Source organism: Desertimonas flava (assembly GCF_003426815.1).
Taxonomy (GTDB): Bacteria; Actinomycetota; Acidimicrobiia; order Acidimicrobiales; family Ilumatobacteraceae; genus Desertimonas; species Desertimonas flava.
The window spans coordinates 51,470-74,563 of the sequence record NZ_QKYK01000010.1 but is presented as its reverse complement, the minus strand read 5'-3'; the positions used below and the strand labels follow the sequence as shown (position 1 = coordinate 74,563).

At 70.9% G+C, this 23,094-nt stretch carries 21 protein-coding genes; 6 read left to right on the top strand and 15 right to left on the bottom strand.

What is annotated here, in order from left to right; all coding sequences use genetic code 11:
• Positions 1-14 precede the first annotated feature (14 nt).
• From DN771_RS13580 to DN771_RS13545, 8 genes are all read right to left on the bottom strand, one after another.
• Complete coding sequence (locus DN771_RS13580; RefSeq protein WP_116998085.1) at positions 15-2,564, bottom strand: ABC transporter permease; 2,550 nt, start codon at positions 2,562-2,564, stop codon at positions 15-17.
• A 6-nt stretch (positions 2,565-2,570) separates the two neighbouring features.
• Entirely contained in the window at positions 2,571-3,344 is a 774-nt protein-coding gene (locus tag DN771_RS13575) for an ABC transporter ATP-binding protein (RefSeq protein ID WP_116998084.1), read from the bottom strand.
• Positions 3,345-3,416: 72 nt separating this feature from the next.
• Positions 3,417-4,781 (bottom strand): ATP-dependent 6-phosphofructokinase, encoded by a 1,365-nt coding sequence (locus DN771_RS13570; protein WP_116998083.1) that lies wholly within the window; start codon positions 4,779-4,781, stop codon positions 3,417-3,419.
• Entirely contained in the window at positions 4,778-5,812 is a 1,035-nt protein-coding gene (locus DN771_RS13565; RefSeq protein ID WP_116998082.1) for a zinc-dependent alcohol dehydrogenase family protein, read from the bottom strand. Before DN771_RS13565 ends, DN771_RS13570 begins: the two co-directional genes overlap by 4 nt.
• Positions 5,809-6,057, bottom strand: a complete 249-nt coding sequence (locus DN771_RS13560) for a DUF1918 domain-containing protein (protein ID WP_116998081.1) — start codon at positions 6,055-6,057, stop codon at positions 5,809-5,811. Before DN771_RS13560 ends, DN771_RS13565 begins: the two co-directional genes overlap by 4 nt.
• Entirely contained in the window at positions 6,054-8,897 is a 2,844-nt protein-coding gene (locus tag DN771_RS13555; RefSeq protein ID WP_116998080.1) for a bifunctional acetate--CoA ligase family protein/GNAT family N-acetyltransferase, read from the bottom strand. The genes DN771_RS13560 and DN771_RS13555 overlap by 4 nt, the downstream gene beginning before the upstream one ends.
• Before the next feature lie 134 nt (positions 8,898-9,031).
• Positions 9,032-9,541, bottom strand: a complete 510-nt coding sequence (locus DN771_RS13550) for a 2'-5' RNA ligase family protein (protein ID WP_162941918.1) — start codon at positions 9,539-9,541, stop codon at positions 9,032-9,034.
• 56 nt (positions 9,542-9,597) lie between these two features.
• On the bottom strand, positions 9,598-10,071 hold the full coding sequence (locus DN771_RS13545; RefSeq protein ID WP_116998078.1) for a CoA-binding protein: 474 nt from the start codon (positions 10,069-10,071) through the stop codon (positions 9,598-9,600).
• A gap of 275 nt (positions 10,072-10,346) precedes the next feature.
• Here DN771_RS13545 and DN771_RS13540 point away from each other — a divergent pair, with 275 nt between their 5' ends.
• Positions 10,347-12,716 carry a heavy metal translocating P-type ATPase gene (locus tag DN771_RS13540; protein ID WP_116998170.1) on the top strand — a complete coding sequence of 790 codons (2,370 nt, stop codon included), beginning with the start codon at positions 10,347-10,349 and terminating at the stop codon, positions 12,714-12,716.
• A gap of 12 nt (positions 12,717-12,728) precedes the next feature.
• On the opposite strand, the gene DN771_RS13535 is transcribed toward DN771_RS13540, so the two are convergent.
• Genes DN771_RS13535 through DN771_RS13530 form a run of 3 tightly spaced genes read right to left on the bottom strand, consistent with a single transcriptional unit; the run spans position 12,729 to position 15,966 of the window.
• Positions 12,729-13,124, bottom strand: a complete 396-nt coding sequence (locus DN771_RS13535) for a DUF302 domain-containing protein (protein WP_116998077.1) — start codon at positions 13,122-13,124, stop codon at positions 12,729-12,731.
• Positions 13,125-13,174: 50 nt separating this feature from the next.
• Positions 13,175-13,315 carry a hypothetical protein gene (locus DN771_RS29505; protein ID WP_162941917.1) on the bottom strand — a complete coding sequence of 47 codons (141 nt, stop codon included), beginning with the start codon at positions 13,313-13,315 and terminating at the stop codon, positions 13,175-13,177.
• Positions 13,312-15,966, bottom strand: a complete 2,655-nt coding sequence (locus DN771_RS13530; protein ID WP_116998169.1) for a cation-translocating P-type ATPase — start codon at positions 15,964-15,966, stop codon at positions 13,312-13,314. Before DN771_RS13530 ends, DN771_RS29505 begins: the two co-directional genes overlap by 4 nt.
• 254 nt (positions 15,967-16,220) lie before the next feature.
• Here DN771_RS13530 and DN771_RS13525 point away from each other — a divergent pair, with 254 nt between their 5' ends.
• Positions 16,221-17,093 carry a universal stress protein gene (locus DN771_RS13525; protein ID WP_116998076.1) on the top strand — a complete coding sequence of 291 codons (873 nt, stop codon included), beginning with the start codon at positions 16,221-16,223 and terminating at the stop codon, positions 17,091-17,093.
• On the top strand, positions 17,093-17,563 hold the full coding sequence (locus tag DN771_RS13520; RefSeq protein WP_116998075.1) for a pyridoxamine 5'-phosphate oxidase family protein: 471 nt from the start codon (positions 17,093-17,095) through the stop codon (positions 17,561-17,563). Before DN771_RS13525 ends, DN771_RS13520 begins: the two co-directional genes overlap by 1 nt.
• A 16-nt stretch (positions 17,564-17,579) precedes the next feature.
• Here the strand turns inward: DN771_RS13520 and DN771_RS13515 are convergent, their stop codons facing one another.
• Positions 17,580-18,992 (bottom strand): MBL fold metallo-hydrolase RNA specificity domain-containing protein, encoded by a 1,413-nt coding sequence (locus DN771_RS13515; RefSeq protein WP_205528579.1) that lies wholly within the window; start codon positions 18,990-18,992, stop codon positions 17,580-17,582.
• A gap of 91 nt (positions 18,993-19,083) precedes the next feature.
• Complete coding sequence (locus DN771_RS29500; RefSeq protein ID WP_162941916.1) at positions 19,084-19,536, bottom strand: VOC family protein; 453 nt, start codon at positions 19,534-19,536, stop codon at positions 19,084-19,086.
• 159 nt (positions 19,537-19,695) lie between these two features.
• On the opposite strand from DN771_RS29500, the gene DN771_RS13510 reads away from it, so the two are divergent.
• From DN771_RS13510 to DN771_RS13500, 3 genes are all read left to right on the top strand, one after another.
• Entirely contained in the window at positions 19,696-20,799 is a 1,104-nt protein-coding gene (locus DN771_RS13510) for a helix-turn-helix transcriptional regulator (protein ID WP_162941915.1), read from the top strand.
• Positions 20,800-20,859: 60 nt separating this feature from the next.
• Positions 20,860-21,039, top strand: a complete 180-nt coding sequence (locus DN771_RS29495) for a hypothetical protein (RefSeq protein WP_162941914.1) — start codon at positions 20,860-20,862, stop codon at positions 21,037-21,039.
• A 109-nt stretch (positions 21,040-21,148) separates the two neighbouring features.
• On the top strand, positions 21,149-22,153 hold the full coding sequence (locus DN771_RS13500) for a JmjC domain-containing protein (protein WP_116998072.1): 1,005 nt from the start codon (positions 21,149-21,151) through the stop codon (positions 22,151-22,153).
• Between the two features lie 50 nt (positions 22,154-22,203).
• Here the strand turns inward: DN771_RS13500 and DN771_RS13495 are convergent, their stop codons facing one another.
• Positions 22,204-22,563, bottom strand: coding sequence for a hypothetical protein (locus DN771_RS13495; RefSeq protein WP_116998071.1), 360 nt, complete (start codon positions 22,561-22,563; stop codon positions 22,204-22,206).
• Positions 22,547-23,089, bottom strand: coding sequence for a CinA family protein (locus tag DN771_RS13490; protein WP_227462349.1), 543 nt, complete (start codon positions 23,087-23,089; stop codon positions 22,547-22,549). Before DN771_RS13490 ends, DN771_RS13495 begins: the two co-directional genes overlap by 17 nt.
• Between the last annotated feature and the right edge of the window lie 5 nt (positions 23,090-23,094).

The following is a 23,094-nucleotide window of genomic DNA, read 5'->3' as shown; positions in this document are numbered from 1 at the left end:
ACTCCAGCCGCCGGTCACTCTGTGGTGATCGCACGCAGTATGTCGACGTGGGCGGCGCGCCGGGCCGGGCGGGTCGCGGCGAGGACCGCTCCGGCGAGGGCGAGCAGGGTGACGACGGCGACCGGCTGGAGCGGCAACGAGAACGCTTCCAGGCCGTCTCCGCGGATCGTGACGCTGATCGCCCATCCGAACGACACGCCGATCAGTAGCCCGAGCACTGTCCCGATGAGGCCGACGATGGCGGCCTCCCACCGGACCGACGAGCGGGTCTGTCCACGGTCCATCCCGACGGCTCGGAGCAGGCCCAGCTCACGGGTCCGTTCGTACACGGACAGGGCCATGCTGTTGGCGATGCTGAACAGGGCGATCCCCACGGCGAGGGCCAGGAGGGCATACATCTGGTTGACGAGCGGGTCGATCTGGGCGGCCTGGTCGTCGATGTAGGTCGTACGGCTCACGAGCTCGGCATTGGCGAAGCGGTCGACGATCGGCTGCATCGCCGCTCGGGCCTCGTCGTCGCTGACGCCCGGCGCGACGGCGATGTACACGGCGAAGTCGAACTGATCGGCACCGGTGGACTCGTGAAGTCCCTGGCTGACGACGAACTTGCCTGCCAGCTCGTCGTCGGCGTAGATCCCGGTCACGGTCAGCGGCCGGGTGGTGCCGTCGATGAACCTCACGTCGATGACGTCGCCCACACCGAGCCGGCGCGCGGCCGCCTCGCCGTCGTCGAGCAGGATCCCGGTCTCGTCGAGGGACTCCAGCACCGAATCGGCGACACCGATCTCGAAGACCTGACCCGCGCTGTCAGGATCGACGGCGACATAGGCGATGTCGGACAGATCGCCGTCGCCGACGATCTGGGCGACGCCGGTGCGGACGCCGGCGGCCGCCTCGATCTCGGGGAGGGCGCTGAGCTCGGCGCCGAGCTCGGGGCTGAGGCCGCCGAAGGCGAACGTGTCGCTGGTGACGACGTGGCTGCCGGTGAACTGCGTGCCGATCACGTCACGGATCCAGTCCTTGGCCGACGCTGCGATCACGTTGATCGCGATCACCAGGGCGACACCGATCATCAGGGCGCCGCCCGTGCGCGCCGTGCGCTTGGGATTGCGGGTTGCGTTCTGGCGCGCCAGCCGGCCGGCGATGCCCCGGAAGCGGGCGAGTGGCGCACCGACGGTGTCGGCGGTCGGCCCGGCAACGAGCGGACCGAGCACGAAGACGCCGAGGAAGGTCACCAGGGCACCCAGCCCTACCCAGGCGATCTCCGACCCGACGAGGCCGGCGACGAAGGCGGCAACTCCCAGCGCGGTCGTCGCGCCGCCGATCAGCAGACGCCGCGAGGAGTGGGCACTGACGTCGACGGCCACGTCGCGCAGCGCGGCGATGGGTGGGACTCGCGAGGCACGTAGTGCCGGAAACACCGCGGACACCACCGTCGCCGCCGTTCCGATGACCATCGATGCGGCGACGGTGCGCAGTTGCAGGACGGTCCCGCCGGCGGGGAGGTCGATGCCGAAGCCCGCCATCAATGCCTTCAGGCCCTGGGCGACACCGACGCCGACGCCGAGGCCGACCGCCGATGAGATGGTGCCGACCACGACCGCCTCGAGGAGCTGCGCGGCCAGCACCTGGCGCCGCGTGGCGCCGATCGCGCGCAGGAGAGCCATCTCTCGCAGGCGTTGGGTGATGACGATCTGGAAGGTGTTGAAGATCGTGAAGCAGGCGACGACGAGTCCGATCACCGCGAACACGAGCAGGAAGGTCGTGAAGAACCCCATCGCGTCGGCGACGTAGTCCTGCTGCTCCTCGGTCATCTCGGCCCCGGTCACCGCTTCTTGTCCGTCCGGCAGGACACCGGCGACGCGTTCGGTCACCTCCTCCTCGGAGACGCCCGGCTCGGCGGCGACCATGATCGTGTCGAGCTCGCCGACGTCACCGATCAGCACCTGCTGGGCGGTGGTCAGATCGAACAGGGCGACACTGGCGCCGGCGAGGGAGTCGACCGAGCCGAACCGGACGATGCCGACCAGCGGGAACTCGTGCGCACCGGTCTGGGTGATGACGGTCACCAGGTCACCCAGCTCCAAGTCGCCGTCGCGCGCGCTCTTGCGGTCGATGGCGAGCTCACCGGGTCCCGGTGCGCGGCTGCCCTGGGTGAGTGTCCAGGGTCCCAACCGACCGGAGAGGTAGCTCATGCCGAGTGTGGGCGGTCCCTGTCCGGGATTGCCGATGGCATCGCCGTCGTGGTCGACGAGTTGGGCGAAGCCCTGCACGAACCCTTGTGCATCGGCGACGCCGGCGACGCCCTGCACGGTGCTCAGCGTCGACTGTGGGATGCGGCCGCGCTGTTCGCCCGCCATTTCGACCTCGATGCCGGTGGCCGACCGCACGATGGTGTCGGTGTCGTCATAGATGTCGGCGAAGAGGTCGTCGAACGTGCGGCTGATCGTGTCGGTGAACACCAGCGTGCCGGCGAGGAACGCCACGCCGAGCACGACGGCGAGCGCCATGCTCACCATCCGCCGCTTGCGGGCGAACATCGACCGCAGTGTCATGCCGAGCATGGCGGCTCAGTCTCCCAACCGCTTGAGGGCGTCCAGGATGCTGTCCATCGCGGGGCGCTGCAGCTCGTCGACGACGCGTCCGTCGGCGAGGAACAGGACCCGGTCGGCGTAGCTGGCCGCGCGTGGATCGTGGGTGACCATGACGATCGTCTGACCGAGCCCCTCGACCGACGCCCGGGCGTTGTCGAGCAGGTCGGTCGCCGATTTCGAGTCGAGGTTGCCGGTGGGCTCGTCGGCGAAGATCAGCTCAGGACGGCTGATCATCGCTCGCGCCGCGGCCACTCGCTGCTGCTGGCCCCCCGACAACTCCGACGGTCGGTGGCGCAACCGATCGCCGAGACCAAGTTGCGTCACGATGGCCTCGAACCAGGCCGGATCCGCCCGCCGGCCGGCCAGCGCGACGGGCAACTCGATGTTCTCCCTCGCCGTGAGGGTGGGCACGAGGTTGAACGATTGGAAGACGAAGCCGATGCGGTCGCGACGCAGGTGCGTGAGTTGACGATCGTTCAAGGTCGACAGGTCCGTGTCACCGATGAGCACCGAACCGGACGTCAGCCGGTCGAGGCCGGCGAGACAGTGCAGCAGGGTCGACTTCCCGGAACCCGACGGCCCCATGATCGCCGTGAGACGACGGGCTTCGAAGTCGACCGAGACGTCGTCCAGCGCCGTGACCCTCGTGTCGCCTGCGCCATAGATCTTGACCGCGTGGATGGCTCTCGCAGCCGGTGTCGCCGCCGATTGGACGGGTACCGGTGAGGTCGTTCCGAGTGGTGCGGTCATCGCAGCTCCTCTCTCTCGTCTCGACGGTACGGAGGAGGAGGCGGCCGGGCCAGTGCCGTTGGTCCCGAGTCGTCAGGTGGCCGCGGCCGTCGTCTCCGGGTGCCGAGCGGGGTCGCCGATCAGCGCGAGTGGCTGTCCCGTCGACTGCAGCACTCGCTGCCACAGATCGCCCGTCGGTTGCACCTGCCGCCGTCGCCGCGTGACCAGATCGTTGGGGAGGTGCGTGAAGCGGCCCTGGTGATACCCGACGACGACGTCGGTCTTGCCTGCCATCGCGGCGTGGGCAGCCATCTGTCCCAGCGACAGGCAAAAGGCGGCGTCGGTGGCGTTGGCCGGGAGCGAGCGGATCTCGTAGCTGGGGTCGAGGTACTTGATGTCGGCGTGGACACCGAGCTCGCCGAGATCGGATCTCAGGTGATCCCGCAGCCAGGTGCCGACGTCGGCCAGCTTGGTGTTGCCGGACGCATCGGTCGCCGCGGGCGGCGCCAGCAGGTCCTGGCCGGCGCCTTCGGCGACGACGATCACGGCGTGGCGGCGACGCGCCAACCGGCGGGCGACCACGTCGACGACGCCGCCGTCGCCGGCGAGGGTGAAGGGCACCTCGGGGACGAGGCACAGGTTGACGTCGGGCCTCGCCAACGATGCGTGGGCGGCGATGAACCCGGAGTGCCGGCCCATCAGCTTGACGAGGCCGATCCCGTCGAGCGCGCCGCGTGCTTCGACGTGGGCCGCGCCGATCGTTCTGGCCGCGGCGTCGACCGCCGTGGCGAAGCCGAAGCTCCGATCCACCCAGTCCAGGTCGTTGTCGATGGTCTTGGGCACGCTCACGACGGCGATGCGATGCCCGAGCCGCCGCACGGCAGCGACGATCGCCGATGCCCCGCGCACGCTGCCGTCCCCACCGATGCAGAACAGCATCGAGACGCGGTCGTGCACCAGGGTTCGCACCATCGCGTCCGGGTCCTGAGGGCCTCGTGACGAGCCGAGGACGGTGCCGCCGTGCAGGTGGACGTCCCGAACGGCCGCGGCGGTGAGGGCGAGCGGTGGCAGGCGCAGTGGGTCGGCGAGGCCGGCGAAGCCGTACCGATAGCCGATGACGCGGCGAACGCCGTAACCGTGGAGGAGCGTCAACGTCAAGGACCGGATGACGTCGTTGGTGCCGGGGCACAACCCGCCGCACGTGACGACTCCCGCCGTGACGGCGCGTGGATCGAACCCGAGCAGCCGTCGGGGCCCCGCCGGTTCGAACGCGGGTGGGAGCTCGCCACGGTCGACGAACGCGGCGAACGACCGGATGTCCGACGAGCACAGCAAGCCGTGGTCGTCCTCGACGGGCTCCAGGCCATGCTCGATCAACGGATTCGGCCATCGTGCGGTGTCCACGGTGTCGACGAGCAACTCGTCGTGGTCCGGCAGGGTGATGGGGTGATCGGTCATCGGGTCGTCGCTCCCTGAGGCGATGTCGCGTCGTCGATGATCAGCACGGCGGCGCCGCGGATCCGGTCCTCGGCCAGGTCGCGCAATGCTTGGTTGGCGGCGCCGAGCGGGTAGGGCTGGGCGACGACGTGGAGGTCGAGATTCGCCGCGATGGCGAGGAACTCCTCGCCGTCGCGGCGAGTGTTGGCCGTCACCGTGCGGAGCTCACGCTCGTCGAAGAGCTCACGTCGGTGATCGAGCGGGGGGATCGGCGACATGTGGATGCCGGCGAGGACCGCCTTGCCGCCGCGGTCGAGGGCCCGCAGGGCCACCGGGACCAGCTCGCCGGCCGGCGCGAAGACGATCGCCGCGTCCAGTGGTTCGGGTGGCGGCGCGTCAGCCAGGCCCGCAGAGTGGACGCCGAGCTCGAGGGCGAGCTCTCGCGCATCGGCCGACCGCGTCATCACGTGCACGGTCGCGCCGGCCGCGAGGGCGACCTGCGCGGTCAGGTGGGCGGACGCTCCGAATCCGTAGATGCCGAGCCGTCCGCCCGGAGGCAGGTCGGTGCGGCGTAGGGAGCGATATCCGATGATGCCGGCGCACAGGAGGGGTGCCGCGTGCACGTCGTCGTAGCGGTCGGGGAGCGCGTAGGCGTACGCCTCGTCGGCGACCGCCCACTCGGCGAAGCCGCCGTCGTCGTCCCAGCCGGTGAATCGCGGGCGTTCACAGAGGTTCTCGCTGCCTGCCCGGCACCAGCGGCACCGTCCGCACGTCGATCGCAGCCAGGCGATGCCGACCCGCTGCCCCGGCTCGAACCGTGAGCCACCGGCGCCAAGGGCGTCGACGACGCCGACGATCTCGTGGCCCGGGACGGTGAGATGCCGGCGGGGTGGGAGATCACCTTCTGCGAGGTGGAGATCCGTGCGGCACACGCCGCACGCCGTCACCCGGACACGGATCTGCCCGGTCGCCGGTTCCGGTTTCGGGCGGTCGACAGCCACCAGCGGCTCGGATGCCGCCGGGGCTGGCGTGCCGACGGCCCACGCCGTCACGGTGAGGGCGCGGCGGGCCGCCTCGGACCAGAGTCGGTGCGGGCACGACCGCGGTGGTGATCGAAGTGTTCGATACGGGCATCGCTCCCCGGGAAGAGCAACGACTCGTGGCCGTCGTCGGACCAGCGGACCTGGTAGGGCGGCGCGCCGTTCGGGCCGTGGACCTCGAGGATCTCGGCGTCACGGTCGGGTTCGCCGACATGGTGACCGCTCACGATGAGCCGATCGCCTACGGTCGCTTTCATGGTGCCTCCTCGTTCACAGAGATGACTGATCGCACTCCCATCGTCCCGTCGTCAGTCCGGATTGACAAGGGTCGAACGTCCCGTCGGGCGCGCGTCTCCGCCGCAGGGTCGGTCGTCGACGACGAGTTGTCCCCGTTGCGGCTGCCTGGCCCGGTGGACACGCGCAAGCCGCGTAGCGGTCCGACCGGTGCCGGGCTCAGGGCGATGCGGGCGTCGACCACGACGGTGCCGCTCGAGGCGCCGATGACGGGGTTGAGATCGAGTTCGGCGATCTCCGGGACGGTGGCCATCAGCAGCCCGACCCGCCCGACGATGTCGATGATCGGCTCGGTGGGGATGGACGGACGACCCCGGAAGCCGGTGAGCAGCGGGTACATGCGGAGTCGCTCGACGCCCGCTCGCGCCTGCCGGTCGCTGACCGGGGCGAGCATCACGGAGCGGTCGCGCAACACCTCGGCCGCCGTGCCGCCGGCACCCACGACGACGAGCGGCCCGATGGCCGGGTCGCGGACGCCACCGACGAGCAGCTCGGGCCCCGGTCCGACCTGCTGTTGGACGAGGACGTGGTGCAGCTGGCTGCCGAACCGTTGCTGGAGTTCGCGGACGGCCCGGCGGGCCGCCGCCGCGTTGTCGATGCCGCAGATCACCGCGCCGGCCTCGGTCTTGTGGACGATCCCCGGAACGACCGCCTTGAGCACGCACGGGAATCCGAGCCGCTGAGCCTGGCGGACACAGTCGGCGGCGGTGGTGGCGACCGCCCAGGATGCGACCGGCACGCCGAGTGCACTCAGCAGTTCGAACGTGTCACTCGGGGCGAGCCAGCCGTTCGGCTCGCTGTGCTCGGCCAGGCTGCGGGCCCGGTGCCGGAGCGCCAGCAGGTCGACGTCCTCAGCGTGGAATGGCTCGGAGGCCACGGACGCCAGCCAGGCACCGCGATCGGCGGCGGAGGAGAGCGCGGCGATGGCCCGTTCCGGCGTCGGGTAGCGGGGCATCGACCCGACGGCCGTCGCGCCACCGAGCAGCACGGCGGCGGCCGTCACCTGTCGATCCGACCAGTCGAGGGGCAGCGGGGCCGCTGCGGCGTGGCTGGCGAGGTTGACGTGGATGACCGCGCACGCGTCGACCTCCCCCGAGTCGGCAATCGTGTCGAGCACGGTCCGGTACTGGTCGGGTGTGGCCGTGGCGAGCAGATCGATCGGGTTGGCGAGCGCCGCGGCGTCGGGGACGAAGGCGCGCAGGCGGTCCTGCAGCTCTCCGGAGAGCTCGACCACGTCGAGGTGGGTGGCGGCAGCGGCGTCGGCGGCGAGGATCAACGGTCCTCCTGTGTTGCCGACGAGGGCGACGCGCCGGCCCGACGGAGCCGGTTGATCGACGAGCAGGGCGGCGATGTCGAGGAGGTGGTCGAGCGAGTGGGCGCGGATCACGCCAGTGTGGGCGAAGAGCGCGTCGATGCCAGCGTCGTCGGCGGCGAGAGCGGCCGTGTGCGAGCGGGCGCCACGTCGGCCCGCCTCGGAGCGTCCGCTCTTGAGGGCGACGAGCGGGAGACGCCGGGACGCGGCCCGGGCGACTCGGGCGAAGCGGAGCGGGTTGCCGATCGACTCGAGGTACATCAGGCCGACCCTCGTCGCCGGGTCATCGACCCAGTAGCGCAGGAGGTCGTTGCCACTGACATCGGCCTTGTTCCCCATCGACACGAACGTCGACACGCCGAGATCGCGGCGGGCCGCTTCATCGGCGAGGACGATGCCGACGCCACCCGACTGGGACGCGATCGCGATGGAGCCCGCGCGCAGGGGATGCCGCATGAACGTGGCGTCGAGACCGACGCCGGTCGACACGACTCCGAGGCAGTTGGGACCCACGATGCGCATTCCGTGCCGCCGCGCGGCGCGGATCAGGTCGCGTTCCCGGGCCACGCCGTCGTCGCCGGCCTCGGCGAATCCGGCGGAGATGACGACGGCCGCTCTGACCCCAGCCCGCCCGCACTGTTCGACCACGTCGGTCACATGTGCCGCCGGGACGGCCACGACCGCGAGGTCGGGGACCGCGTCGAGATCGCCGACCCGCCGCGCCGTGGCGATCCCATCCACGTCGTCAACGACCGGGTGGACGACGCTGACGCGGCCGTGGAACGTCTGCCGCAGATTGGCGAGGATCTGCCGCCCGACCGACGAGGGGTCGCGACCGGCGCCGATCACGACGACGTGGCGCGCCTCGAGGATCGGCCGCAGGGACGCCACAGCGGCGACCCAGTCACGCCCGTCGGCGCGATCCTCGAGCAGCGACTCGCCCGTCAGGTCGAGCTCGACGTGAATCTGCCCGGCGTCGTACCACGAGCGTGTGACCAGGCCGACCGACCGGAACACGACGAGCATCGCGTCGTTGGTGGCGAGCGTCTCGGCGACCAGCTTCGTGAGGCCGGCGGCCCGGGCGATCAGGGCGAGGTCCTCGAGGAGAACCGTGGCCACCCCCTCGTGTTGGTGGCTGTCGGCGACGGCGAAGGCCACCTCGGCCTCGGGGCGGCCCGGCACCCGGATGTACTCGCCGATGCCGATGAGCTCGTCCCCGTCGTAGGCGAGCAGCACCACCCGGTGCTCGATGTCGAGCGCCGCTGCCGGATCGATGTACGGGTCGAGCAGGGCGGGGCGGAGGCCGAAGAACCGGAAGTACGTCGACCGGTCGCTGAGCGATTCGTAGAACGACCGCATCGCCGCCACGTCGGTGTCGCCCGACGGGCGGATGCGTACTGCTCGCCCGGTGGCCAGCAGCACGTCGCGATCGAACCGCTCCAACACCGTGGCGGAGCTACCGGGGCGGCCGCCAGCATCGATCGTCGGCATGCGACCAGCCTGGTCGCCGCGTCATCGCCCGTCCAGGGCCCAATGTCCCCAATCGGCTGTGCGGCCAGGGCCGCCGACCCCACTCGGCCGGTCGAGCGGGATGCTCGCCGCCACGACGGACACCCGTCGACGCGTCAGCGAACGCCCAGCGTGATCGGGTCCGAGTACTCGCCGTGTGCCGTCGAGACGGCGAGCTCGCCGACGGGAACGTGCCAGCTCGGATGTTGCCGTTGGCGAACGAACGCGGCGAGTCTCGCGACGTCGATCTCGGCCATGTCGCGGTCGATCAGCGTGATGTGCGGCGTCCAGTGGTCGGCATCGAGCCAGTGCGCGACGCGGACACCGGCGTCCTCGAGCGATCGATGCAGGTCGACCCGGAGGGCTTCGAGTCTCGGCCCGCGGACCACCGGGACGTACATGATGAGGCTGGACCCGTGCGCGCCGACGAACAGGCCGTAGCCGTGGGCGTGCACGACGAACGGGTCGGTGCGCGCCGCGACAGCGGCGACCACCTGCCGGCTGACCGACGGCGACACCGGCTCGAACGAGGCCACGGTGATGTGCCAGGACGGCGTCGCAGCCGTGCGGTGGCCGGACGGGCCGACGAGCCCGGCCGCGAGATCGCCGGCGGCCCGCGCGTGCATGAGATCCAGCGGAATGACGACGTGCTCCATCGGGTCGGGCCCTCGCGCCGGCCGGCTCACACCTGCTTGGGGATCCTTCCGGTCAACCCGAACACCACACGCATCGCCTTGTGACCGAGATCAGCGGTCGGATCGAACATGCACGGGCACCCACCGTCGATGACGGTCATCCCGTGATCGCGCCCGTAGGTCGTCGCCGCGTCCGACACGCTTCCCGGCCCCGGACCGCGGTGCATCCAGGCGTGGCTGATGCCCAGCTCGACGCACTCTCGCATCGTCGCTTCGGCCCGTGCCGGACTGGTGGCGATCACGACGGCGTCCACGCCGCCGGGCACCGATGCGAGGTCGGGGTAGCACGGGTCCCCCTCGACCTGGTCGGCGTTCGGATTGATGGCGAACACCTCGAAGCCGCGGCTACGGAGCCGTTGGTAGACCACGTTGCTGCCGTGGCCTTTCGGCGTCCGGGACACCCCGGTCACCGCGATCCGTCGCTTCGACAGGAACTCCTTGGTCGCATCCTTGGTCTTCACGGGCCGATCTCCTCTCGTTGACCGACGGCCACTGCTGACATCGTCTGCCGGTGAGCGGCTGCGGGCCAGGGCCGAAGGTCCCCGGACCGATCACCGAGCATCGCCGTTTCCCCCCCGGTGATGGGACTTGTGGCCCTTGGATCGGCGCGATCGATCACGCACGCTGGAGGTATGCCTCTCGCCGGACGGACACACCCGGTGGACCCGCGTCCGCCGGCGGCGTCTCGACCGCCGACCGTCGCCGACGCCCCCGCGCCGCGCGCTCAGCCGTGAACGTGCCGAGCGCGGAGGCCGACGGGCACCGCGCTCCCCGTTCGATCTCCGAGCGCGCGCTGCTCGTTGCGGGAGCGGCGACGGCTTCGGGGATCGTGGCGTGGCTCGTCGGCGCCCGGCAGGTCGCCGACGTGGTGTGGGCATCGACCACGCTCGTCGGCGTCGGTCCTGCGGCCTGGTGGATCTGGTCGAGCGTGCGACGCCGCCGCCTCGGCGTGGACGTGATCGCCCTGGCGGCGCTCCTCGGCACGTTCCTCACCCGCGAGTTCCTCGCCGGCGCCGTGATCAGCCTGATGCTGGCCACCGGTCGCGCACTCGAGGACCGGGCCACTCGGCGAGCGCGACGTGAGCTGCGAGCGCTCCGCGACCGCAGCCCGCGACACGTCCATCGCGTCGAGGCCGCCGGCTTGATCTCCCGGGAGCTCGCCGACGTCGTGCCTGGCGATCTGCTCGTCGTCCAGATCGGTGAGGTCATCCCCGTCGACGGGCGTGTCGAGAGCACCGCCGCGGTGATCGACGAGTCGGCCCTGACCGGCGAGCACGTGCCCGTCGAGCTCGCCACCGGCGACCCGGCGCGCAGCGGGGCGACGAACGCAGGGGCTCCGTTCCGGATGCGGGCGACGGCCACGGCCGCCGACAGCACGTATGCCGGGATCGTCCGGCTCGCCGAGGCGGCGGAGGCCGATGCCGCGAACGCCGCATTCGTCCGCCTCGCCGACCGCTACGCCGGCCTGTTCCTCCTCGCTGCGGCCGTGGCGACCATCGCCGCGTGGGTGCTGTCCGGGGACGCCACCCGGGCCGTCGCGGTGCTCGTGGTCGCCACGCCCTGCCCGCTCGTACTGGCCGCGCCGGTCGCCATCACGTCGGGAATCTCTCGTGCCGCATCGCGTGGCGTCATCGTCAAGGGCGGCACAGTCCTCGAGCAGCTCGCCAGGTCGAAGGTTCTCCTCCTCGACAAGACGGGCACGCTCACCCTCGGACGACCCTCTGTGGTCGACATCGTCACCACCGGACCGTGGCCGGCGTCCGAGCTGCTCCGGTATGCCGCGTCCCTCGACCAGATGTCGTCTCACGTGTTGGCCACCGCGCTCGTCCGCACCGCTCGCGACCGGGGCCTGTCGCTGCAGCAACCAGACCTGGTCGAGGAGGTGCCCGGGGCGGGGACACGCGGTCGCGTCGGCGATCACTTCGTGGCGGTCGGGAAGGCGGCCTGGGCCGCCGCCAACGCTGCGCCCGGTTGGGCGTCGGCGATCCGCCGGCGGGCCCAGCTCGACGGGGCGCTCACCGTGTTCGTGGCGATCGACGGACAGCCGGCCGGGGCCGTGCTGCTCGACGATCCCGTCCGGCCCGACGCCAGCCGCACCATCCGGACGCTGCGGCAGCACGGCATCACCCGCGCCGTGATGGTCTCCGGCGACCGCTCCAGTACGGCGGAATCGGTCGCCGTGCTCCTCGGCATCGATGTCGTCCGCGGCGAGTGCAGCCCCGCCGACAAGGTGGACATCGTCCGCAACGAACGGGCGCACGGGCCGACGTTGATGATCGGCGATGGCGTCAACGACGCCGCCGCGTTGGCCGAGGCGGACGTCGGAGTCGCCATCGGCGGCACGGGCAGCGTCGCCAGCGCCGAGACCGCCGACGCCGTGTTGATGACCGATCGCCTCGACCGCGTCGCCGATGCGATGCACATCGCACAGAGGACGATGCGAATCGCCCGCCAGAGCGTGCTGGTCGGCATCGGTCTGTCGCTGGTGGCAATGGGAATCGCCGGGGTCGGGCTGCTGCCCCCCGTCGTCGGAGCCCTCGCCCAGGAGGGCATCGACGCCGCAGCGATCCTCAACGCTCTGCGGGCGCGATTCTCGACGCGCCGGCGTGATGCGATGAGCCCCGCCGACGCCGACCTTGCCCGGCGCATCATCGCTGACCACGCAGCGTTGCGGCCGCGGCTCGACGACCTCCGAGCCACCGCCGACGCGCTGAGCGCGCGTCCGGACCCTGGTGCGATGGCACGGGTCCGGCGCGTCCAGGGCATCCTGATCGAACAGCTCCTGCCCCACGAGCTGAGCGAAGGTCGCGAGCTCTACCCGATCGTCGAGCGCATCCTCGGCATCGAGGGAGCCACGGCGACGATGGGCCGGGCCCACGCCGAGATCGAGCGACTCGTTCGCCGGCTCGGGCGTCTCCTCGACAGCATCGACCCCGAGCACCCCGATGAAGGCGACGTCGGCGACCTCCGGCAGCTGCTCTACGGGCTCCACGCCATCCTCACGCTCCATTTCGCCCAGGAGGAAGAGGAGTACTTCACGCTGTTCGACCTCCCGGCCGGCTCGCAACCGGTCGAGGAGGTCGGGCAGCTGGAGGCCTCGCCGTAGCGACGCTCGGCGTCAGCGGTCGGCCAGCTTGTCGAGCGCTTCTCGGATGAGTTCGGACGCTTCGTCGGCGACGGCCGCGAGCTCGGAGTTCTCCGTGAGGGTGGCCATCACGGCTGGTTCGAACGCGTCGACCACGGTGTGGCCGTGGTGGTCACGAACGACGACGTTGCACGGCAGTAGAACGGCGACGCGGGGGTCGATCTCGAGGGCTCGATGGGCGAGCCGAGGATTGCACGCGCCGAGGATCACCTGCGGAGCGGTGTCGATGCCGAGCTTGTCGTGGAACGTCTGTTGCAGATCCGTCTCGGTGAGCACGCCGAAGCCTTGATCGGCGAGGGCCAGCTTGACCTGTTCGACGGCCTTCTCGAAGGAAACGTCGAGTTCGAGGTGGTGGATGAATTTCGTCATGGTGTTGTGCTCCTTGGATCGCGTCGGCGGATGCCCGCCGGCGCCGCGGTTCAGTGGGGAAGTTCGTGGGGTTCGACCGTGAGGAAGGCCTCGGCGTGGTCCGGATGGTCGTGGATCACGTGGTCCTTGAGGTCGTTGGCGTAGCCGAAGCGCAGTTCGCAATACGGGCACTGGTGGACGCGTTCGGTCATGACGGGCTCCTTGCTGTAGATGTGCTCAGGTGAGGTTGATGACGGCGGTGCAGTGGGTGGCTGTGATCGGCGGGCTGGCCTTCCTGAGGGCGTCGCGACCGCTGGTGCTTGTCGGCCCAGTCGACGGCCACGATGGCGGGCACGGCGAGGAGGGCGACGGCGAAGCCGAGCGTCGATGGCGGTCGATGGTCGAGCAGTCGGGCCACCGGGGGCACGGCGAGGAACACGGTCAGGGCGGCCATCTCCGTGGTGATGGCCGCGAGCAGGAGCCGGTTCCCCCGTACGCCGACGTCGCCGACCCACCGGCGGCTGCTGCGACAGGCCAGTGCGGTCGCCATCTGTCCGACCACGATGGCGGCGAACGCTGCCCCGGAGGCGGTGTAGAGCGCCACGCCGGTCGGGGCGTCGGCACCCGGCCGCCAACCGACGGCGATGAGCGATGCGACGAACGCAGCCATCGACACGGCCGCCTCCGTGGGCCCCAGTCGCGCGAACGCCCGCACCAGCAGGGGGCGGTCGACGAGGTGGCCGCTGATCGGGGGTCGGTCGAGCAGCCCGGGCCGCGGGCGTTCGGCACCAAGGGCGAGGGCGGGCACGAGATCGGTGCCGATGTCGAGGGCGAGAACCTGCAGCACGCCGATGGCGAGCGGGAAGCGGCCGCCCGACAGGGCCCACACGACGAACGGCGTGAGCTCGGCGACGTTGTCGGTGAGGTGGTAGGTGAGGAAGCGACGGATGTTGCCGAAGGTCGCCCGACCCTGTTCGACCGCGGCGACGACGGTGGCGAAGTCGTCGTCGAGCAGGACGAGGTCGGCTGATTCGCGGGCGACGTCGGTGCCCGACCGGCCCATGGCGATGCCGATGTCGGCGGCGTGCAGTGCCGGCCCGTCGTTCACACCGTCGCCCGTCATGGCGACCACGTGGCCGCGTCGGCGGAGGGCCTCGGCGATGCGCAGCTTGTCCTCGGGAGCGACGCGAGCGATGACGGCGCCATCCCGATCGACGAGCGCACCGAGGACCTCGCCATCTTCGGGGAGATCGGCCCCGAGCAGGACCGGCGCATCATCGAGCCTGAGCCCGACCTCCTCCGCAATGGCGCGGGCGGTGGCGGGGTGGTCGCCGGTGACCATGGCGACCTTGATGCCGGCCCGTCGGCACGCGGCGAGTGCCTCCGCGGCGTGGGGTCGAGGCGGGTCGGCGAAGGCCAGCAGGCCGGCGAGCTCGAGATTGTTCTCGATCGCATCGGCGGCCTGCACCTCGCCGCCGGGCGCGATGGTTCGCTGCGCGACGGCGAGCACCCTCCAGCCGGAATGGGCGAACCGCTCGACGGCGTCAGCGGCTCCCGGGTCCGGCGTGCAGCGGGGAAGCGTGGTGTCCGGCGCGCCCTTCACACTCAACGAGGTGCCGTGCAGCACCGACATGCGCCGGCGGTGCGGGTCGAACGGAAACCTCGTGCTCGCTGTTGGCGACGGCTCGAGCCGGAGCCGCCGGGCGACGACGTCGATGGCCGCCTCCATCGGATCGCCGACTGCGGTCCAGCGACCATGGTCGTCGAGGACGACCGAGCCGTCGGAGCACCGGTGGGCGGTCGACACGAGCTCGCCGACCGATCGGTGGGCGTCGGTGTCGAGTTGCAGCGGCTGCGTCGGGTCGTACCCGGAGCTGTCGGTGACCACGAGCTCCGTGGAGGGTGTCCAGATCGCCATGACCGTCATCTCGTTGCGGGTGAGTGTGCCCGTCTTGTCGGTGCAGATGAACGTCGTCGCGCCGAGCGTCTCGACCGCCTCGAGTCGGCGGACGAGCGCATTGCGGCCGGCCATGCGCTGGGCCCCGACGGCGAGCGACAGCGTGACGGTGGGGAGCAGGCCTTCGGGGACGAGGGCGACCATGACGCCGATGCCGAACAGGAACCCGTCGGTCGCCGGGGTCCCGACCAGTAGCGAGATGCCGAAGAAGCCGACGCCGACACCGACCGCGATCACGGCGACGACCCGCACCAGGCGGTCGAGCTCGGCGGTCAGCGGGGTCGGGCGCCGCCCGCCCCGTTGCGTGAGTTCGGCGAGCCCGGCGAGGCGGGTACGTTCGCCGGTCGCCGTCACGATCGCGACGCCCTCGCCCTCGACGACGAACGTGCCGGCGTCGGCCCGGTCGCCGGATTCGGGGTGTGCAGGAACGCTCTCGCCGGTCATCGTCGACGTGTCGATGGCCAGGGAGCTGGTCTCCAGCAGGAGCAGGTCGGCGGAGATCCGGTCGCCGGACCGCAGCAGAACGACATCCTCGGTGACCAGGTCGACGGCATCGATCTCGACGACGTCGCCGTCGCGCCGCACGGTCACCCGGCGGGGGAGCAGATCGTGCAGACGTTCGGCGGCCCGCTCGGCGCGGTGCTCCTGGGCGAAGGCGAACAGGCCGTTGACCACGACGACGACCGCGATCGCGACGGCGAGTTGGGGCATGCCGGCGACCGCCGCCAGCACGGCAGCCGCCCAGAGCAGCAGGGCGAAGAAGTGGGTGAGCTGAGCGATCAGCTGGCGGATCCAGCGGGGACGGGCCGGCGCCGGCAGCCGGTTCGGGCCGTCGCTCGACCGGCGCCGAGCGGCCTCGAGGGTCGAGAGCCCGATTGCGGCACCGCCGTGCGTCTCAGTCGGCATGTCCACCGCCGCGACGTCACCCGGTCCGCATCGCGAGGCGGCGACCTTTGACCGCGACGCGGGATGATGTCATGGCTTCACGATCGGCCCAGCCACCCGGGGTGCCTAGGGTCGATGGTCCTGATCTGGGGCGTAGCACACACCCGGGGACGGCTCGTCGACGCAGCAGGTCATCGTCACAGGGCCGAAAGTCCCGTGATCCGGCGGTCGGTCAGCCCTAGTGACGAGTGGTCCGCCGGGCCGACACTACAGCCATGGGACGCATCGTCGTCGGAGTCGACGAGTCCACAGCGGCCGCTGAAGCCGTGCGATGGGCAGTCCGTGAGCGACATCTGCGGGGTGGAACGCTCACGGCCGTGCTGGCGTGGAGCTTCCTCGGTCAGCACGACGGCACAAGCGACGATGCGTTCCGCCCGGACTACACCGAAGCGGACGCCGCGTCGGCATTGCGGGCGATCATCGCCCGAGCTGTTGCCGACGAGGCGGAGACGATCGAGCAGCGGGTCATCTGCGACCTCCCCGCCCGTGCGCTTCTGGAGGCGTCGGAGGACGCCGATCTGCTCGTCGTCGGGGCTCGCGGGCTCGGAGGGTTCCGCGGCATGCTCCTCGGCTCGGTGAGCCAGCAGTGCGCGCACCACTCGAAGGTCCCCGTCGCCATCGTGCGCGAGTCCCGGCCCGCCGAGGCGGGATCATCGGAGCGAATCGTGGTCGCCGTCGACGGGTCCCCGACATCGCAGCGGGCGCTTGAGTGGGCGCTCGACGAGGCCCGGACCCGGCACGCGGCGTTGGATGTGGTCCACGCGTGGCAGCCGGCGATCGTGCCACTCGTCGTTCCCGTCACGCCGGTCGTGGACTACCCGTACCTCGAGCGTGACGCCCGTCGACTCGTCGCCGACCAGCTCGCCCGTGCCGACCTGCACGGTCTCGTCGCGCCGCCCGAGCCGCTCGTCGTCGACGACACGCCGGCCCGCGCCATTCTCGATGCCGCCGGTTCCGCGTCACTCGTCGTCGTCGGATCCCGCGGACGCGGCGGCTTCGCCGGCCTGCTCCTCGGCTCGGTCAGCCAGCATGTCGTCCATCACGCGCCGTGCCCGGTCGTCGTCATCCCCTCGGCGGAGCCGGCTTGATGGGCCCCGACGTCGAACGCCCGCTCGGCCAGCCCGGCGTCGAGGTCCTCGACGAGCACGACTGTCTCGAGCTCCTGCGCGAGAGCGACGTCGGTCGCCTTGCCGTCGTGGTGGCGGAAGGTCCCGAGATCTTCCCGATCAACTTCATCGTCGACCATGGCACCGTCGTGTTCCGTACGGCGGAGGGGACGAAGCTGGCATCGATCGCCACGACCGACGCCGTGGCGTTCGAGGCCGATGGATACGATGCCGTCGAGGGGATCGCGTGGAGCGTCATCGTGAAGGGACGGGCCACCGAGGTGCGCAACCTCCACGAGCGCTTCGACGCCGCCGATCTGCCGCTGTTCCCGTGGCAGCTGTCGCCGAAGCCCCGCATCATCCGGATCGTCCCCAACGAGATCACCGGTCGGCGCTTCCTCGTCGCCGATCACCCCGCCGTCCGATCCGTGCGCCGCGCCTCGCCGGAGTGACGACCAGCGGGTCCGCTCAGGACAGCCGGTCGAGGCGGACGCGCTCGCCGTAGCGGGGGACGACCGTCGTGCAGTCCAGCGAGTCGGCGATGGCAGCCGCCAGCGAGCGGCTGGCGGTCGGCTCACCGTGGACGACGTACACGGTCTCGGGCGCCGGCGACGCTGCGGCCAGCCACGCGAGCAGCTCGCTGGCGTCGGCATGGACCGAGAACTGGGGGAGGGTGACCACGTCGGCGCGGACCCGCACGTACCGGCCGAGCATCTTCAGCTCGCTCGCCCCGTCGATCAGCACGCGCCCGCGGGTCCCGTCCGCCTGGTAGCCGACGAGCAGCACGGTGTTGCGAGTGTCGGGAAGCCAGTGGGCCAGGTGGTGGACCACCCGTCCACCGGTCGCCATTCCCGATGCCGAGATGACGATCGATGGCTCCGACGGGCGGTTCAGGGCCTTCGAGTGCTCGACGTCGTGGACTTCGGTGAGCCGGGGCACGGCGAACGGGTCGGCGCCGGCGTCGTCCGGACGGATGTCGGGATCGCGTCGGGCGATCGCCTCTCGATAGACGCGCAGTGCGGCGAGCGCCATCGGACTGTCGACGAACACGGGGATCTCGCGGGGAACGAGACCCTCGGCGACGAGGCGGGCGAGGTGATGCAGGATCACCTCGGTCCGGTCGACGGCGAACGCCGGGATGAGGACGCTGCCACCCCTGCCCACCGTGCGTTCGATGACCTCGGCGAGCCGGTTGCTCGGATCCTCGTCGACATGCTCCCGGTCGCCGTAGGTGGACTCGACGAGCAGGGTGTCCACTGCCGGCGGAGGATCGGGTGGAACGAGGAACGGATGACTTCCGCGGCCGAGGTCTCCGCTGAACCCCACCGATCGACCGGACCGTCCCAGCGTCAGTCGCACCGTTGCCGCACCGAGGATGTGACCGGCCCGCGACAAGCGGATGCCGATGTCGGGCGTGATGCCGACGTCGGTGTGGAACGGGACCGGCCGCAGCAGTGAGAGCGCCCGCTCGGCGTCCTCCTTCGTGTACAGGGGGAGCGCCGGATCGTGTTTCGAGAAACCCTTGCGGTTGGCGTACTCGGCCTCCTCCTCCTGCAGGTGGGCGCAGTCCGGCAGGACGATGCGGACGAGGTCGCCGGTGGTGGGTGTCGCGTAGATCGGTCCCCGATAGCCCGCCGCGACCAGGCGCGGCAGGTAACCGCAGTGATCGACGTGAGCGTGCGTCAGCACGACGGCGTCGATCGACGCCGCGTCGAAGGGCAGCGGATCCCAGTTCCGGGTCCGGAGTGCCCGCAGACCTTGGAACAGACCGCAGTCGACGAGCACTCGGCTGGAATCGGTCCGCACGAGGTACTTCGAGCCGGTCACTGTTCCCGTGCCGCCCAGGAATTGCAGTGACGGGACCATGTTGTCGGACGGCATGACGTCGAGTATCCCGTCGCCGTCGGGCACCCAGTAGGGCCGGAAGACCACTCCGCGCCGCGACGGCTCCGTCCCTCCTCACCGGGAGGAATCAGGCGAGCGCGACCGCTCGCAGGGCGTCGATGTCGAGGACGGCGAAGCCCGGCTCGCCGGTGGCGCCTGGGGTGAACAGCTCGAACTCGACGACGTGGCCGTCGGGATCGAGGCCCATCACCGAACGGGCGACTCGGAAGTCGGCCGCGAGCACCACCCGTGTCCGCTCGGTGAAGAAGTCGAACGCCGTGACGAGATGGGCGGGCTCGTCGACCTCCCAACCGATGTGGGCCATCCGAATCTGGTGCGGCGGGTACGCACCGGCGAGGTCGGGGTGTTCGTGGACAGCGAGGTCGCTGTAGCGATCCGAGCCGGGCAGCCGCAGGAAGGTGATCCTGTGCTCGGAGTCTTCGGCGACCACCTCGGCGCCGAGCAACTCGGCGTAGAAGGTGATCGAGCGCTCCCGATCGGCGACGTCGAGAGCGACGTGGTTGAGGGTCACCGGAATCATGTCGTGGTCCTTTCGATGGCGTGTCCGCGGCGAACTGCAGCGGACGACGGCATGTTGCGCCGCCACCGGCTGGCCGTCGATCCCGGAGATCTGGGGTGGAGCAGCCCTCCCAGATTGATGGGATGGTGGCTCGCGACAACGGCTGCAAAGATGCGGGTCGTGTGGAGCGAGCTGCGGGCGGAGCGGGTGGCCGGAGAGCTGGCGGGCCTGTCGGCCCGCGGGCTGGTGACGGCCGAGTTGCTGTGTGCCGTCGACGCCCTCGTCGACCAGGTGGTGCCGGCCGACGCGTCGTGTTGGAGCACGTTCGACCCGGCGACGACGATGCTGACGTCGGCGGTCGGCCGCAATCTCGACGAGAGCGGCAACGATGCCGTGCGCTTCATGGAGCTCGAGTACGTGACCCAGGCGCCTGGCCACTACCGCGGGCTGCTCTCGGCCCAGACCCCGCTGATCGTGCAGGACGCCACCTCCAGCCCGCCGGCGAGCGCCGGCCACGCCGAGGTCGGGGAGCATCTCGCCTCGATGGGGATCGGTCAGGAGCTGCGGGTGGTGCTGCGCCACCGGCGCGCCGGCTGGGGTGGGGCGGGGCTCATGCGCCGGACGGGTGCGGCTGCGTTCAGCGACGACGAGCAGCGGTTCCTGCGCCTCGTCGCTCCGCCGATCACGGCGGCCGTCAGAGCCTCGCTCGTACGCTCGGTCGTCGAACCGGTCCAGATCGATCCGGAGCGGCAGGGGCCGGCCGTCGTGGTGGTGAACGGTGCGGACGTCGTCGAGGCGACGCCGGCGGCCCAACGCTGGCTCGAGCGCCTCGGGGCGGCCGATCGCGGGCACGGATCGCAGCCGTCGGTGCTCTCGGCCGTCGCCGTCGCTGCCGCCAACGGCCGCACGGTTGCTCAGCGGGCCCGCACCGCCGACGGCACCTGGTTGGTCATGCGGAGCGCTCCGCTGGGCGATCGGCGGGGCATCGTCACGATCGACGAGGCCGGCCCGCCCGATGTCGTCGCCATCCTGAGCGCGGCCATCGGCTTGTCCTCCCGTGAGACCGATGTCGTCGTCGAAGTCCTGCGCGGTTCATCCACCAAGGAGATCGCCGCCGCGCTGCAGGTGTCGACCTACACGGTGCAGGATCACCTCAAGACGGTCTTCCAGAAGGCGGGCGTCAACAGCCGGCGTGAACTGATCGCCGACGTCTTCTTCGGCATCTACGCGCCGCGCCTCGGTCGGCCGGTCGGACCCGATGGCTTCTTCGCCGACGACGTCTGACGGGACGTGCCGGCACATCCCGTCAGGTCTGCTGCCGATGTCCCGTGGGTACGGGCGGGCATGAGTGACGATGCTTCCATCACCGATGCCGACCTGGTCGACGAGCGCCCCACTGAAGACGATGAAGACCGCGACACCGGCGGGGGCGGCAACGCCGACACCGGTGACGAGCCGACCGAAGCCGAGGAGGATCGGGACGCCGGCGGCGAAGGAACGAAGGACACCGGCGACGAAGCCTGAGTCGTCGCCGAGCGCGTTCGAACTCGTCGTCGGGGACCTCGAACCGTTCCTCGACCGGCAGTGGGGACGGGCGCCGCTCTGGCGCCGGGGCGCGGGGTCGTTCGACCACGTGCTGTCCCTCGACGACGTCGACGCGCTGATCGGTTCGTCGCCGCGACGGCCGACGGTTCGAATGATCAAAGACGGTCGACCGGTCGACCCCGAGGAGTACTGCTCGTCAGCGCGACTCGGCGGTCGGCTGGTCGACGGCACGGTCGATGGACTGCGGGTCGCGGCGCTCATGCGCGGCGGCGCCACGGTGGTGCTGCAGTCATTGCACCGAACGTGGCCTCCAGCCGCACGATTTGCCGATGAGTTCGCCGCCGACGCCGGGCATCCGGTCCAGCTCAACGCCTACCTCGCGCCGGCCGGGGCGCAGGGCTTCGGCGAGCACGCAGACGGCCACGAGGTCTTTGCCCTGCAGGTGTTCGGGCGCAAGCGCTGGAGCGTCGTCGGCCTCGGCGACCTCGACGTCGGACCCGGTGACGTCTTGTACATCCCGGCGGGCGTCCGTCACCGCGCCGAGACCATCGACCAGCCGTCTCTGCATCTGACGCTTGGCGTGTTCGCCCGGACGTACCGGGGCGTGATCGAACGCCTGCTACGCGACGGCGCGAGCGACCTGGATCTGCCGCTCCCGCTTGGTCACCCGCGGGAGAGGCGCAACCGGCTGGCCGTCGATATCGAGCACGCTGTCGAGTCTGCCATCTCGACGCTGAGGGGTGCCGACGTGGAGGCGACGGTCGATCGTGTGCGTGCCCGCGGGGTCCCGATCCACGACCGGACCGGGTTCGTGAGGGCGGCCGCTCTGGCCGACACCCTCGGTGACGACGACGTGATCTCGTGGGCGACGGACTGCCCCCGGGCCGAACCCATCTCCGACGGGCACTGGCGGCTCGTGATGGGTCCGACGACGTGGCGGGTACCTGAAGTGGTCGTTCCCGCCGTGGTCGAGCTGGCGAGCGCGCGATCAGGCCGGCGAGTCTCGAGCCTGGTCGGTCTCGACGGCCCGAGCCGCCTGGTTCTGGCCCGTCGGCTGCTCGCCGCCAACGTGTGCCGCCTCGCCGCACGTTGAGCGGTGGGCGGACGACGCCGGCCAGGTCGGAACGATGCGTTCCCGGCGTGTCAGCGGCGCGAACCGGGTGAGGGGTCGGCGAGGTGCGTGACGAGCCTGGTGTTGTCCGATGCGAAGTTGAGCCACACCCTGCCGTCGGTCTCGCCGTGCGTGATCGCCACGACGTCGCTCGAGTCGGTCCACGCCCGCAGCACGCGTTCGACGGCACGAACGGGCACGTGAGCCACGGCCAAGTGGACGGTGAACGGCGTCGATCGAGGCCACTGCATCGCGAAGCCCGGGCGGTCCTCGAGCGCGATCAGGTCGAGGACGACCACCCCGCCGGCGATCTCGAAGCTGATGAGCTGGCAGGCCCAGGGCTGCGACGGCTCGCGTTCGTCGGGGCCGGGCGAACTACCGAAGAGCGTCATGACCGTTGGGTACCCCCTGCGCGATGTCGGCAGTCGGCTCGCTCGAGCCGGGCCTGGTACCGACCGTCCCGGTCGACGGGCCGATGTCTCCGTTCTCCGTGGCCCGTAGGGCCCGGGCGAGATCGATGAGCGCCTGACGCGTCGCGGCGTCGCACACCTCGAGTGGGTCGCCGTCGAATCGATATCGGCGGGCGGCCGTCCGGCCCGACACACACGTGGCGATGAACACCGTGCCGACCTCCACGCCGTCCTGCGGCTCGCCGCCCGCGAGACCCGTGGTGGCGACCGCCACGTCGGCGTGGAGATGATGACACGCTCCGACGGCCATCTCGACGGCGGCCTCGCTACTGAGGACGCTGTCGGCATCGACGTGGAGGAGACGCCGCTTGGTCTGCACCTGATAGCTGACGAGCCCGCCGCGGAGGAACGACTGGGCATCGTCGGCGCACGCCAGGGCGGTACTCACCCGGCCGGCCGTGCACGATTCGGCGGTGGCCACCTGACGCCCGGCGAGCCGGCGAGCGATGTCTT